General features: G+C 73.1%; 14 protein-coding genes. 8 read left to right on the top strand and 6 right to left on the bottom strand.

Annotation, left to right across the window (positions count from 1 at the left end):
- The first annotated feature begins 5 nt into the window (after positions 1-5).
- A complete protein-coding gene (locus AC0666_RS24460; RefSeq protein WP_478708287.1) occupies positions 6-1,784 on the top strand; it encodes a CoA transferase in 1,779 nt (592 codons plus the stop codon).
- Entirely contained in the window at positions 1,781-3,460 is a 1,680-nt protein-coding gene (locus tag AC0666_RS24455; protein ID WP_468964385.1) for a class I adenylate-forming enzyme family protein, read from the top strand. The genes AC0666_RS24460 and AC0666_RS24455 overlap by 4 nt, the downstream gene beginning before the upstream one ends.
- 61 nt (positions 3,461-3,521) lie before the next feature.
- Here AC0666_RS24455 and AC0666_RS24450 read toward each other — a convergent pair whose 3' ends face one another.
- The 3 genes from AC0666_RS24450 to AC0666_RS24440 are packed head-to-tail and all read right to left on the bottom strand — an operon-like array spanning position 3,522 to position 5,793.
- Positions 3,522-4,337 (bottom strand): metal ABC transporter solute-binding protein, Zn/Mn family, encoded by an 816-nt coding sequence (locus tag AC0666_RS24450; RefSeq protein WP_478708286.1) that lies wholly within the window; start codon positions 4,335-4,337, stop codon positions 3,522-3,524.
- Positions 4,295-5,161, bottom strand: a complete 867-nt coding sequence (locus AC0666_RS24445; RefSeq protein ID WP_478708285.1) for a metal ABC transporter permease — start codon at positions 5,159-5,161, stop codon at positions 4,295-4,297. Before AC0666_RS24445 ends, AC0666_RS24450 begins: the two co-directional genes overlap by 43 nt.
- Positions 5,158-5,793, bottom strand: a complete 636-nt coding sequence (locus AC0666_RS24440; RefSeq protein ID WP_478708284.1) for an ATP-binding cassette domain-containing protein — start codon at positions 5,791-5,793, stop codon at positions 5,158-5,160. Before AC0666_RS24440 ends, AC0666_RS24445 begins: the two co-directional genes overlap by 4 nt.
- Positions 5,794-5,998: 205 nt before the next feature.
- On the opposite strand from AC0666_RS24440, the gene AC0666_RS24435 reads away from it, so the two are divergent.
- The 4 genes from AC0666_RS24435 to AC0666_RS24420 all read left to right on the top strand — a co-directional run bounded on the left by AC0666_RS24435 (position 5,999) and on the right by AC0666_RS24420 (position 9,146).
- Positions 5,999-6,427 (top strand): hypothetical protein, encoded by a 429-nt coding sequence (locus tag AC0666_RS24435; protein WP_468964389.1) that lies wholly within the window; start codon positions 5,999-6,001, stop codon positions 6,425-6,427.
- Between the two features lie 3 nt (positions 6,428-6,430).
- Positions 6,431-8,149 carry an alpha/beta hydrolase gene (locus AC0666_RS24430; RefSeq protein ID WP_478708283.1) on the top strand — a complete coding sequence of 573 codons (1,719 nt, stop codon included), beginning with the start codon at positions 6,431-6,433 and terminating at the stop codon, positions 8,147-8,149.
- Entirely contained in the window at positions 8,146-8,760 is a 615-nt protein-coding gene (locus AC0666_RS24425) for a hypothetical protein (RefSeq protein WP_478708282.1), read from the top strand. Before AC0666_RS24430 ends, AC0666_RS24425 begins: the two co-directional genes overlap by 4 nt.
- Before the next feature lie 203 nt (positions 8,761-8,963).
- Positions 8,964-9,146, top strand: a complete 183-nt coding sequence (locus AC0666_RS24420) for a hypothetical protein (RefSeq protein WP_468964391.1) — start codon at positions 8,964-8,966, stop codon at positions 9,144-9,146.
- Here the strand turns inward: AC0666_RS24420 and AC0666_RS24415 are convergent.
- Complete coding sequence (locus AC0666_RS24415; RefSeq protein WP_478708281.1) at positions 9,140-9,601, bottom strand: SAM-dependent methyltransferase; 462 nt, start codon at positions 9,599-9,601, stop codon at positions 9,140-9,142. The genes AC0666_RS24420 and AC0666_RS24415 overlap by 7 nt on opposite strands.
- Positions 9,602-9,617: 16 nt before the next feature.
- The gene (locus AC0666_RS24410) at positions 9,618-10,406 is read right to left on the bottom strand and encodes a hypothetical protein (protein ID WP_468964392.1); all 789 of its coding nucleotides are present in this window, start codon (positions 10,404-10,406) and stop codon (positions 9,618-9,620) included.
- A 136-nt stretch (positions 10,407-10,542) separates the two neighbouring features.
- Between AC0666_RS24410 and AC0666_RS24405 the strand changes: the two genes are divergently transcribed.
- Positions 10,543-11,457, top strand: coding sequence for an oxygenase MpaB family protein (locus tag AC0666_RS24405; protein WP_468964393.1), 915 nt, complete (start codon positions 10,543-10,545; stop codon positions 11,455-11,457).
- A gap of 18 nt (positions 11,458-11,475) precedes the next feature.
- Here AC0666_RS24405 and AC0666_RS24400 read toward each other — a convergent pair whose 3' ends face one another.
- Positions 11,476-12,075, bottom strand: coding sequence for a class I SAM-dependent methyltransferase (locus tag AC0666_RS24400; RefSeq protein ID WP_468964394.1), 600 nt, complete (start codon positions 12,073-12,075; stop codon positions 11,476-11,478).
- 186 nt (positions 12,076-12,261) lie between these two features.
- Between AC0666_RS24400 and AC0666_RS24395 the strand changes: the two genes are divergently transcribed.
- Positions 12,262-13,053 (top strand): MHYT domain-containing protein, encoded by a 792-nt coding sequence (locus AC0666_RS24395; protein ID WP_468964396.1) that lies wholly within the window; start codon positions 12,262-12,264, stop codon positions 13,051-13,053.
- Positions 13,054-13,070: the final 17 nt, after the last annotated feature.

Raw genomic sequence — 13,070 nt, 5'->3', positions numbered from 1 at the left:
GAGGCATGACGTCACCGCCCACCACACGGACGGTCCGGCCGCTCGACACGCTCCGGTTCCGCACCTCGGGACCCGAGGAGATCACCGGAGTCGTCGCCGAGCACCTGCGGCTGCTCGGCGCCGAGGCGGAGGGGCATGGTCCTGCCGACGACGGCCCCGCCGGACGCATTGCGCTGAGCGGAGGCGGTTTCCGGCCCGCGCAGGCGCACACCGCGTGGGCGGACCCGGCGAGCGCCCTCACCGACGAGGCGACCGTGCAGGCGGCCGTCGGCATCATGGCCGTCCACGGCCGCCGCGACGGCCGTCCGCGCGGACTGGCCGCGGACTACGCGGCCACCGCCACCGGCGTGCTGTCCGTACAAGGACTCCTCGCGGGCCTGGTCGGACAGGCCCGCGGCGGCCCTGCGGCGCAGGTGACGACCCGCGCCGACCGGGCCGGGCTTCTCGCCGTGTCCCAATACCTGGCAGCGGCCGGCGCCGAGGAGGCGGAGGCGGCCGAACTCGCTCCCGGCGGACCGCCCTTCACCTCCGCCGACGGCGTCCTCTTCGAACTGGAGACTCTCGATCCCGGTGCCTGGGCCGCCTTCTGGCGGGAGCTCGAAGCCCCGGTCGAGGCGATACGGGCGGGCTGGCGCCCCTTCCAGTTCCGGTACGCCACCGCCTGCGCCCCCTTCCCGCAGGCCCTGCACACGGTGACCCTCGCCCACCCCTGGGAGCGGCTCCGCCGGGCGGCCGATGCCTCCGGCGCCGAAGTCTGCGCCCTGCGTGCCCTGGCCGACCGCGCTGCGGAGCACGACGGCGCCGGCCCGTGGGCGCTGAGCCCGATGCGGCCCGGCCGCCCGGACTCCGCGCAGGCCCCGTCCGTCGACCGGCCGCTGGCCGGGCTGACCGTGTTGGAGGCCGGCCGCCGCATCCAGGCCCCGCTCGCCGCCCATCTGCTGGGGCTGCTCGGCGCCGAGGTGGTCCGGATCGAGCCGCCGGGCGGCGACCCGCTGCGCGGGATGCCGCCCGCCTGCTCCGGGATCTCCGCCCGCTGGCTGGCCCTCAACCGGGGCAAGAAGGCGGTCGAGATCGACATCAAGGCCGCCGCGGACCGCCGCAGGCTCCGGGAGCTGGCAGCCGAGGCGGACGTCTTCCTGCACAACTGGGCGCCCGGCAAGGCCGCGGAGCTGAACCTTGACGCCGACGACCTCGCCGCCGTCAACCCGGCGCTGGTGTACGCGTACACCAGCGGCTGGGCCGACCGGCTGGCCGACGCCCCTCTGGGTACGGACTTCATGGTCCAGGCCCGCACCGGCACCGGGGAGGCCGTACGCCCGGAGGGGGAGCCGCCCGCGCCGTCGCTGATGACCCTCCTCGACGTGCTCGGCGGGCTCCTCGGCGCCGAGGCCGCGCTCGCCGGGCTGCTCCTGCGCGAGCGAAGCGGGCACGGCGTACGGGTGGACTCCTCCCTGCTCGGCGCGGCGGACACCCTCACCGGGCCGGCCCTGCACAGGGTGCGCCAGGGGCGGAACCCCCGGCGGCCGGCGGGCTTCCGGCACCCGCTGCCCACCGCCGACGGCTGGATCGCCCCCAGTGATGCCTGCGCGGCGGCCGTGGGCGCGTACGACCTGCGGGACCTGCGCACCGAGGCTGCCCTCGACCTGCTGCGCGGTCACGGCCTGACGGCGACCCGCGTCACCACCGACCTCTCCGACCTGCACCACGACCCGCGCTTCGCCGGCTCGATCAGCCGCGACGCGCACGGCGCCCCCGCAGTCCCCGACCCCTGGAGCTTTGCGTGACCGTCGCCCTGCACGACCTGCTGCCCGCCGACCTCCGCCGCTCCTGGGTGGTGGACGGAACCTGCCCCGACCTCGACCTGTACAGCCTGTACCGGGCCCGGCAGATCGCCGACCTGCACCGCACGGCCGTCCTCGATGACAAGGGCACCCTCTGTTACACCGCCCTGGACCGCAAGGCCCGCTGTCTGGCCGCCGGCCTGAGAGGGCTCGGCATAGGACCGGGTGACGTGGTCGGTGTACAGCTCCCCAACAACCGGGGCGCCGTCATCGCCGACCTGGCGCTCGCCGCCCTCGGCGCGGTCGCACTGCCCTTCCCGGTCGGGCGCGGCAGCCTGGAGGCCGGGTGCCTGCTGCGCCGTGCCGAGGCCGTGGCCGTCATCGCCGCCACCGAGCACCGCGGCGCCCACCCGGCGGCCGACCTGCGCACCCTCTCGGCGGCGCTGCCCGCGCTGCGGCACGTGGTGGCCGCCGGGCCGGGCACCGCGCCCGAAGGAACGATTCCGCTCGCGCAGCTGCTCCGCACCGACCCGGTGGGATTCGTACCGGCCCGCCCCGACCCCGACTCCGCCGCCCGCATCCTGGTCTCCTCCGGTTCCGAGGCGGAGCCGAAGATGGTCGCGTACTCGCACAACGCGCTCGCCGGCGGCCGGGGCAACTTCCTCGCCTCGCTCATCCCCGACGGCACCTCGCCGCGCTGCCTGTTCCTGGTCCCACTCGCGTCGGCCTTCGGCTCGAACGGCACGGCGGTGACCCTGGCCCGGCACGGCGGAACCCTCGTCCTGCTCGACCACTTCACCCCGGAGGCGGCCATCGCCGCGATCCGCGAGCACGAGCCCACCCATGTCCTGGGTGTACCGACCATGGTCCGGATGATGCTCCAGCGAATGGAGGAGACCGGGGAGAAGCTGCCCGCACCCACCGCCCTGGTCCTCGGAGGGGCACCGCTCGACGAGACGACGGCGGCCGCGGCGGCGGAGGCGTTCGGCTGCCCGGTGGTCAACCTCTACGGCTCGGCCGACGGGGTCAACTGCCACACGGGCCTGGAGAACGTGCTTCCGCCCACGGACGCTTCGGGTGTCGTGGCCGGACGTCCGGACCCGCGGGTGGCCGAGATCCGCATCGCCGACCCGGACACGCACGAGGCCCTGCCGGACGGCGCGGTGGGGGAGATCCTCTCGCGCGGACCGATGACCCCGCTGTGCTACGTCGGCTCCCCGGACCTCGACGCCCGCTATCGGACCGTCGACGGCTGGGTGCGGACGGGCGACCTGGGGTACCTCGACGCGGACGGCATCCTGCACGTGGCCGGCCGCCTGAAGGACATCGTGATCCGCGGCGGCGCCAACATCAGCCCCGCCGAGGTGGAACGCGAACTCACCGCCCACCCGCAGATCCGGGACGTGGTCTGCGTCGGCGTCCCCGACCCGCTGATGGGCGAGCGGCTGGCCGTCTGCGTGGTACCCAGGGGCGGCGACGTACCCACCCTCGTCTCGCTCGGGCGCTTCCTCGCCGAGCGCGGGCTGGAGCCGCGCAAGCACCCCGAGCGGCTCCTGGTCGTCGACGCGCTGCCGCTCACGGCGGCGGGCAAGCCCGACCGGGCGGCCCTGGCCGAGCGGGTGACCGCGAGCCTCGCGCAGGGCGGGCCTCGACCGGCCCCGCTCGCCCAGGCCGGATGACGGACGGGGCCCGGGCAGCAGCTGCCCGGGCCCCGCAGCACGCCCCGCGGCGCCGCCCGGCTCAGGAGGCGCCCATGGCCTTCTTCAGCTCGGCGGCCGCGTTGCGGTACACCGGCAGCAGGTCGAGGTCCTCGCCCGGGTAGTTGACGATCTTCACCTGCTTCGCGCCCGCGTCGGGCAGCACGGTCCCGGTCGACATGTGGGCGTTGTCCAGGACGAACGCGGGCTTCTTCGCGGAGAGTTCGGCAAGCTGCGCCGGAGAGACGGGCTCGGGTCCGTACGCGCCCACCACCGTGGCGCCGGCCAGCTTCGCCGACCAGGCGGTGAAGACCTGGGTCACCACGGAGGGGCTCTTGCCCCCGGGCCAGGCCGCCTGGAGCTCCTTGTTCAGCTTCGCGTACTCGGCGTCGAAGCCGGTCTTCCACTGCGCGGCGGCGTCCTCGGTGCCGAAGAGTTTGCCCAGCTTCGCGATCTCGGCGCCCACCTTCTCGGGGTCGTTGTCGAGGCTCACCTCGACCAGCTCGGCCTTGGATCCCGCGGCCTCCTTGATCTTGGCCGCGTACGGCTCGAAGGGCGCGTAGAGCACGAAGTCCGCTTTGGCCACGGCCGCGAGGTCGGAGGGCTTCGGGTCGTAGTCGGGAGCGTGGTGCACGGACTGCGGCACGATGACCTTGACGTCCTCGGCGCCGGCTGCCTTGGCGAAGGCGCCTTCCCAGGTCGTGGTCACGACCACGACGGGCTTTCCGTCGTGCGGCTGCTTGCGGTCGTGGCCGTCCTTGCCGGCGCCGGTCGGCGCGTCGTTCCCGCAGCCGGCGGTCAGGAGCAGAGCCGCGCTCAGTGTGAAGAGGGAAGGGATGCGGACGCGGGTGCGCGCCATGAGCTGGTTCTCCGTTCGGGTGTGAAGTGCACGGCGAGGACAACGAGCCCCGCCGTCAGGACGAGGACCGGGCCGGGCGGCCAGTCCAGCCACAGGGCCAGGAGGAACCCCGTCAGGTTGACGGTGATGCCGATGCCGACCGCCCAGAGGGTGATCGACTTCAGCGAGCTGCCGAGCCTGCGGGCCGCGAGCGCGGGCAGCAGGGTCAGGGCGTCGACCAGCAGGGCGCCGGTCAGCTTGATCGCCCCGGCGACCGCGATCGCGACCAGCACCAGGAGCGCTGCGGTCAGGGCCCGCACCGGCACCCCCGAGCACTGGGCCAGCTCGCGGTCGTACAGCAGCAGACCGATCTCGCGCCGCTGCCACCAGAACAGGCCCGGTACGACGGCGGCAAGGACCCCGAGGACGACCAGGTCCGCGGTGCCGACCGACAGGATCGACCCCCACAGCAGCGCGAAGGCGCCGGAGGCGTTGACCCCCGACACGGCGAGGAGGAGCAGCGCGGCCGCGATCGCCAGGCTCATCAGCAGGCCCATCGCGCCGGACAGGCCGTCCGGCGTCCGGGCCAGCGGGGCGACTCCCGCACCGGCGAGGGCGCACGCGACCAGGGCGCACAGCATCGGGTCGAGCCCGGTCAGCAGGCCGACCGCGATGCCGAGCAGGGCCACGTGCATCATCGCGAACCGCACCGGCATGATGTCCAGTCCGACGATGACCACCCCGATCACGGGCAGTCCGATCGCGGCCAGCAGCAGGGCGGTGCCGGCCCGCTGCACGGGCACGAGCTGCAGGAGTGCGCCGAGGTCGGCGGCGGCGAGCGTCATCGGACCTCCCGCAGGCGGCCCGCGGCCATTTCCAGCACGCGGTCGCAGCGCTCCGCGAGGGTGCGGTCGTGCGTCACCACCACCAGCGTCACCGGGAGCGAGGTCAGGACGTCCGCCGCCTCCGCCTGCCCGTCGAAGTCGAGGGCAGCGGTGGGCTCGTCGGCCAGCAGCACCTGCGCTCCGGCGGCCACGCAGCCGATCGCCCTGGCCAGGTACATCCGCTGCAACTGGCCACCCGAGAGGGAGTGCAGGGGCCGTCCGGTCAGTGCCCCGACGCCCAGCCGCGCCGCCGCTTCAGCGGCCTCGCCGGGTGCGGTGCTGCCGGCCAGCAGCTCGGAACCGAGGAGCGGGAACCGTCCGGCCGCCGGCTTCTGCGGGATCCAGGCGCAGGCCCGACGCCGCCAGGCCCACTCCGCCGGCGACCGGGTGTCCCGTCCGCCGACCAGGATCGAGCCCGACACCTGCCGGTGGAGTCCCAGCACGGCCCGCAACAGCGTGGTCTTGCCCGAACCGTTGGTCCCGGTCAGGGCGACCCGCTCGCCGGCCGCGATCTCCAGATCCACGCCGGCGACCGCCTCCACCCGGCCGTGCCGGCAGGCCACCTCCCGCATGCGTACGTCCAGCCCGCCCATCACACGTTCCTCAATCGTCCGTAGCAGCTCGGAGCGGGCGCCGCGCCCGCCCCCCGCGTCGCAGTAGTCGGATGACGTGCCCGACGAGTTCCCCCGGATCACGGATCGGTTCGTGCTCCCGGATTGAGTACGCGTACTCATGGCCGGCCCCAATCCGCCTTGTAGCCTGCCGAGAAGAAGATCAGCAAGCGGAGGGGCGAACGGCATGTCCACACCGATCGGTGGTCCCACACGGGGCTTCTGGATCACGCCAGGCGAAGTCCAGAAGGCCGGCGACTCGGCCCGCAAGGTGGCCAAGGACATCCCCGACGAGATCAAGACCCTGTACAAGCCGACGGACACGGCGGTGGCGGGTCTCGCCGGTTTCGAGACCGCCAAGGCGATCGACGACTGCCTGGAGGCGTGGGCGAAGGCGCTGCGCTCGCTGGCGGGCCTGGTGGAGGGGGCGGCGGACGCGGTCGGCTCGTCCGGTACGAGCTTCGCCCGGGAGGACCACGAGCGCGGGCGGTCCTTCCTGGGCCTCGTCCCGTACACGCCGTACGCGCCGGGCGTCACGGCTCCGGGGGCGCACGGCCCGTACGCCCCCTACACCCCGGGGGTGACCCTCCCCCCGGTGTCGAACGGAGGGCACTGACAGATGCGGGTCTCGGAACTCCGCGACGCCAAACCGCTCCTGCTGACGGACGCGGGTGACGCCTGGGACAAGCTGGCGGAGACGTTCGCCACGCACACCGCCGACTGCGGCAAATATCTGCACCAGCCCCTCCAGCAGGGCAACTGGGGCGGGATCGCCGCCGAGTCCGCCGCCGACCGGCTCGCCCGGATACAGCGCGACCTGATCGTGGCCAAACAGGAACTCGACGCCGTGGGCAAGGTGTTGAGGGCCTGCGGCGAGGAGTTCGCGGCGCAGCAGGGCAAGCTCGCGGACGCCGTGGCGGACGCGACGGGGGCCGGGTACCACGTCGCGGACGACGGCAAGGTCACCGCGCCGAGCGTCGACACCGGCGGGATGAAGCCCGGCGACGTGGCGATGATGCAGCGCGACCAGGCAACCCGCGCGCAGGGGTACGCCGATCGCATCGGCGACGCCCTGGCAGCGGCGCAGAAGGCGGACAAGGAGTACGCGGCCGCGATCAAGCTCTTCACCGACGCGGCCAACCGCTGCGCGAAGGGCGACTGGAGCACGGGCATGCTGGAGCTGGCCAAGGCGGACGAGGTCAACCGCGAGCTGCTGCACGAGCTCGGCATGCCGGACAAGAACGGTTCCCCCGCCGCCGTACAGGCGTGGTGGGCGCAGCTGTCCCCCAGCCTCCAGGCCGAGCTGATCCAGGACTACCCCCAGGAGATCGGCAACCGCGACGGCATCCCGGCCGCCGACCGGGACCGGGCCAACCGGACGTACCTGCCGATGCTGCTCAACAGGCTGGAGGCGGAGTACGCGGGAGCGGACGGGGACGAGGCGAAGGCGCTCAAGGACAAGATCGAAGGACTGCAGGGCATCAGGAAGCAGCTGTCGGCGGACGGCGAGCCGCGCCCGTACCTGCTGGGCATCGGCTCGGAGGGCAAGGGCCGGGCGATAGTCTCCTTCGGCAACCCGGACACCTCGAAGAACGTCTCCGCGTACGTGCCGGGGCTCAACACCAAGCTGAGCGGCCACTTCGCGTCGTCGGACGTGGACCGGGCCCGGAACGTGGCGACCATGGCGAACAAGATGTACCCCGACACCACGACCGCCTCGGTGGTGTGGCTCGGCTACGACTGCCCGCAGCTCGACAGCTTCTCGTGGTCGGCGACGGACGTGATGAGCAAGGACGACGCGAAGGCGGGAGCTCCGGCGTACGACAAGTTCCTGAGCGGCATCAGGGCCACTCACGAGTCCGGCTCGCCGCATGTGACGGCCATCGGCCACTCGTACGGCTCGCTCACGGTGGGCCAGGCGACGCAGCAGCCCGGCGGTATCCCGGCGGACGACGTGGTCCTGGTCGGCAGCCCCGGTGTGGGTGTGAACAAGGCGTCCGACCTGGGGGTGGGGGCGAACCACGTGTACGTGGGCGCGGCGGAGAACGACCAGGTCACCTACCTCCCGTCGCCGAACCTCCTGGAGTACGTGGCACCGGGAAGCGAGTACGGACCGAAGAAGAACTGGTTCGGTACGGACCCCGCGGACAACCACTTCGGCGGCCACCACTTCGCCGTGGCCCCGGGCAAGGACACGGGCCTGACGGGCCTGGCGACGGGTGACCTCCCCGCGCACTCGCTCTACTTCGACCCCGACGCGGGCGGCGACTCCCTCTCCAACATCGCGAGCGTGGTGACCGGCCACGGCGACCGCATCACGACGGCGAGGCCCCGATGAGGCGGGCACGGGTGGTGGCGTGCGCGGTGCTGATGACGGCGCTGGCGGCGTGCGGGCCTGGCGGGGCCGGGGGCGGGCAGACGAAGAGCGGCGACCAGCAGATACGGCAGACGCAGAAGGCATCGAAGATGGACATGCAGCAGGCGGGCGAGGGCTCGGAAAAGATCCTGGACGACACGCTGGCGGCGATCCAGCCGCCTGTCGAGTGGGTGTACGGCGCTCCCCTGCAGGAGGCGTGCAGCACCGACCTCAACGAGCCGACGGGCAGGACGACGGTCACCCGCAGCCGCAACATCATGACCGTGGTCTCCCCGCACCGCCGCGGCAGCCTCCTGGGCGTGGTCCAGCGCCACTGGGAGCAGCAGGGCTTCAAGGTCACGAGCGTGCGGAACGACGAGTCGATGCCATGGGTCCGCGCGAGCCGCCCGGACGGCTTCACCGTGTCGCTGCAGGTGGGGAGTGTGGGGAACGTGTTCATCAGCGCGAGTTTTGCGTGCGCGCAGGACTCGGCCATGACGTATCCGGCGGGGACGCCGGGCCGGCCCGGGGGGCCTCGGGCGGAGGAGCTCCGGCCTCGGGAGCGGTCGGAGTTCTGGTCGGCGGAGGAGTGAGGCAGCCGCGTCAGACCTCGACGTGGTGACGCGACTGCCTCACCGAGCGGCGGTGCAAGCGCGCGACGAGACGTCGGCCGGTCGGCGCCGGAACGCGCCCCGGCCCGGTGCGCGGGGCGGACCCGGTGGACGCGTCCGGGAACGCTGCGGCGCGCTCGCGCGTTGAGGGGGTAGCGGTCGACTAAGGGTGGAGGTGTCCGCAGATGTCCAAGCGCGGGAAGGTGGCGGCTGCCGGAGTCGCGGCAGCCATCGTGTTGTTCTGGGCGGTCGGGTTCTGGGCCGGTCTGCTGGTCCTCATCGGAGTGCCGCTGGGTGCCTATCTGCTGCTGGACTCCTCCCAGCGGCGCCGACTGCGGGGCATATCGAGGAAGCAGCTGGGTCAGTAGTAGTCGCGCATCAGCGCCGTCGCCCACTCCGGCTGGCGGTGTTCGCCTCGCGGGCCGAACTCGGCCATGTACGGCTTCAGGTCCAGGACCGGAGTGCCGTCGACTGCGTCCAGACCCTCCACGTGCACGTCGAGGCCGTCCACCTTCACCACTCGGCACCGCGAGAGGCCCAGCCGGTTCGGCCGGTTCTTGCCGCGCTGGGCGAAGATCCCGACCAGCGGCCATTCCTCGTTCCCGCGGGGGTGGCGGGCGCCCGTCTCGATCTTCTCCACGGGCACCCGGTCGAAGTGGTACACCACCTCGACGTGCGAGAAGTCGGCCAGCCCGTACAGTGCCTCCGGGCCGAACCGCTGCCCGTCCAGGCGGATCACGGCCGTCTCCCGTCCCCAGTCGTCGTCGACGACCTCGGCGCGCCCTCCGACCACCACACCCACCGGCTCGGATTGCACCAGCATCATGTCCCCCTCGTGTTCAGGCCGGGCGCACGGCGACGCGGTCCAGCGCCGCCAGCAGCTCCTGAAGTTCCGGCAGCCCATGATCCCCCACGCGGGGCACGGGGAGAACCTCCCCCGGCTCCTCGTCGAGCAGGACGAAGGCCGCGTCGTCGGTCCGGGCCACCAGCGACCATCCGGGCCCGTCCACCCGCAGCGTCCGCGCGCCCTCGGCCGCGAAGGAAGAACGCACCCGCCCGGGCGGCGGCGGGCTCTGCGTGTACTCCACCGCTTCCTTCAGCGCCCGCGCGAGCCCCGGGTGCGCCGCGGCCGCCGCCCCGCCGTCCGTCGCGACGCGCTCCCGCCAGTCGGACCACTCCCGGGCGATCTGATCCGCGCCCATCCGCCGCTGTACGGCACCCCACACCTCCGCGGAGGGCGGCGCCAGCGGCACCCGGCCGGTCCCGTCGGCACCCTGCTCGGGGTCGTGCGGTTCCGGGACGCCCGGCGTGGCCACCGACAGGTCCAGCGGCCAGCCCGCCAGCGAGACCACGATGGTCCGCTCGTCGGGGGACAGGTCGTAGTCCATACCGCAGTCCCAGGAGGCGATCGCCGCGGCCACGAGCGAGACGTCGTCGACGACGACCGTCCAGCGCGCCCCCTCCTCGTCCTGGCCCAGCACCAGCCCGTAGCCGTCCGGCGCCGGCGGTACGCCCAGCAGCGCGCAGGCCTCGGGGAAGTCGTCACCGAGGATGCCCGGAAACTGGGCGGGGGTCAGCAGCACGGCGGTCAGCACGTAGAGCGAGCCGCCGCCCTCATCGTCGGACACGTAGCCTCCCGGTCGCTCTGTCGTCGGCGCACCCTAACCAGCGGGTAACCCCTGCGTCGAGAGCCTGCGGGTGGCGATTTCCAAGGCCGCTACCTGCACGTAGAGTTGGGGACCCGCCACAGAAAGGGACACCCCGGTGCAGCGTTACGACCGGCTGAGGGAGATCCTCCGGCTCGATCCCGACGAGGATTTCCTCACCATCTACCGGCTCACCGCCACCTGTGAATTCCCCTGGGACTTCACCCGGGCCCTGGAACTCGCACTCTTCCGGACCTATGCCGTCCCCAGCATCGGCCGCCTGCTGGCCGAGACCGCCGAGTTCACCGACCGCCCGCAGAAGCGCTACGACGACACGGCGCTGCTGCTCGACGCCGTCGTCGAGCACGGTTTCGAGAGCGAGACCGCGCGGACGGCGATCCGCCGCATCAACCAGATGCACCGCGGCTACGACATCGGCAACGAGGACATGCGGTACGTCTTGTGCACGTTCGTGGTGATTCCGGCACGGTGGCTGGATGCGTACGGCTGGCGTCCGATGACCCACCACGAGCGCCGGGCCGCGGCGAACTACTACGCCACACTCGGCCGACACATGGGCATCAAAGACATTCCGGGCTCCTACGAGGAGTTCGAGGAGACGCTGAACGCCTACGAGCAGTCCCACTTCGGCTGGGACGAGGGCGGCCGCAAGGTCGCCGACTCCACCCTCGGCCTGATGGCCTCCTGGTACCCGGCTCCGCTCGCCCCCGCGGTCCGCGGCGCGAGCCTCGCCCTGCTCGACGAGCCGCTGCTGGACGCCTTCCGCTTCGAGCGCCCCCACCCGCAGGTTCGGCGGCTTGTCCGGGGAGCCCTGCGGCTGCGCGGCCGCGCGGTGCGGCTCCTGCCCCCGCGCAGGGCCCCGCACTACGCCCGCCAGAATCCGGAGATCAAGGGCTACCCCCACGGCTACGACGTGGGCGAGCTCGGCACCTTCCCCGTGCCCGGCCCGGGAGGATGCCCCGTGCCGCACCCTCGCCGGCCTGCCGGGGCCGAGGCTCAGCCACCGATGTGATCCGGGGGTCGGCGCGCGTCAGGCCTGACGGACCGCGAGCGCCAGGAAGCGGGTGTCCTCGTCGGCGTACGAGGTCATCCGCCAGCCCGAACGGGCCAGCAACGGGCCGAGGTTGTGCTCCGCCCGCTGGTCGTCCGGCGTCAGCGCGCGGCCGTGCCGGGCCGCCAGGGCCGCCCGCCCGATCGGATGGAACAGCGCGAGCCGGCCGCCCGGGCGCACCACGCGGGCCAGCTCCCCGAGGTTCGCCTCCGGGTCCGGCAGGTGGGCGATCAGACCCGCCGCGAACACCGCGTCGAGCACCCCGTCACGCAGCGGCAGCCGGGCCACATCGGCCAGCAGCAGCGCGCCGTCGGCGCCGCGCCCGGCCTGCTGCGCGGCGGACAGCATCTGCGCGGTGAGGTCGGCGCCGAGCACCGTACCGGTCGGGCCGACGGCGGCCCGCAGGGCGGCCAGCGCCCGTCCGGTCCCGCACCCCGCGTCGAGCACCCGGTCCCCGGGCCGCAGCCCGAACTCGGCCACGGCGCGCTGGAAGGCCGGCCCGTCGTCGGGGAACTTCCGGTCCCAGTCGGCGGCGCGCGCCCCGAAGAAGTCCTGCACGTGCGTGTGGTCCTCGCTCATGTGGACATGATCCCCCACCGCGCCGCCGCTTCACCGGGCCCGTCCGCCCCACGCGTGGGGACCGTGGGCAAGGTGGCACGCGGCGTGATCGAAGGCGAACGTATCTCTGTCATATTCCAGCAGTTCCAGCGTCTTTCGAAATGCGCCCCTTGTTCGTGGCCTCACCCGGACTAGCGTCCCGGGGCCATGGGACACCTCGACCACGCGGCCTACGGCTGGCTGACCCCCGTACTCTCCTACGTGATGGCATCGATAGGTGCCGCCCTCGGCCTGCGCTGCACCGTGCGCGCGCTCGCCGCCACCGGCTCCTCGCGCCGCAACTGGCTCCTCACGGCGGCCTCCGCCATCGGCACCGGCATCTGGACGATGCACTTCGTCGCCATGCTCGGCTTCGACGTCACCGGCACCGAGATCCACTACAACGTGCCGCTGACCATCCTCAGCCTGCTCGTCGCCGTACTGGTCGTCGGCTCCGGTGTCTTCGCCGTCGGCTACGGCAGGAACCGCGGCCGCGCCCTCGTCCTCGGCGGCCTCACCACGGGCCTCGGCGTCGCGAGCATGCACTACCTCGGCATGGCCGCCCTGCGCCTGCACGGCAGGATCACCTACGCACCGCTCACCGTCGGCCTCTCGGTCGCCATCGCGGTGGTCGCGGCCACCGCCGCCCTCTGGGCCGCGCTCAACATCAAGTCACCGGTCGCCGTCGCCGTGGCCTCCCTCGTCATGGGCGCCGCCGTCAGCAGCATGCACTACACCGGGATGATGGCCGTCGCGGTCCGCGTCACGCCGTCCGACCACGCCCTGCCCGGCGCGACCGCCATGCAGTTCATCTTCCCGCTCGCGGTCGGGCTCGGCTCCTACCTCTTCATCACCTCGGCCTTCGTCGCGCTGTCCCCGACCGCCGACGAACACGCCGCCTCCGCCTCGGCCGCCCGGCACCTGGGTGAGCAGGCCGTGCCGCCCCTGCTCGCCCGCTGACGCCCGACCAGGACCGC

This window comes from Streptomyces sp. NPDC043680, assembly GCF_056436685.1.
This window is presented reverse-complemented; position numbering and strand designations above follow the sequence as displayed.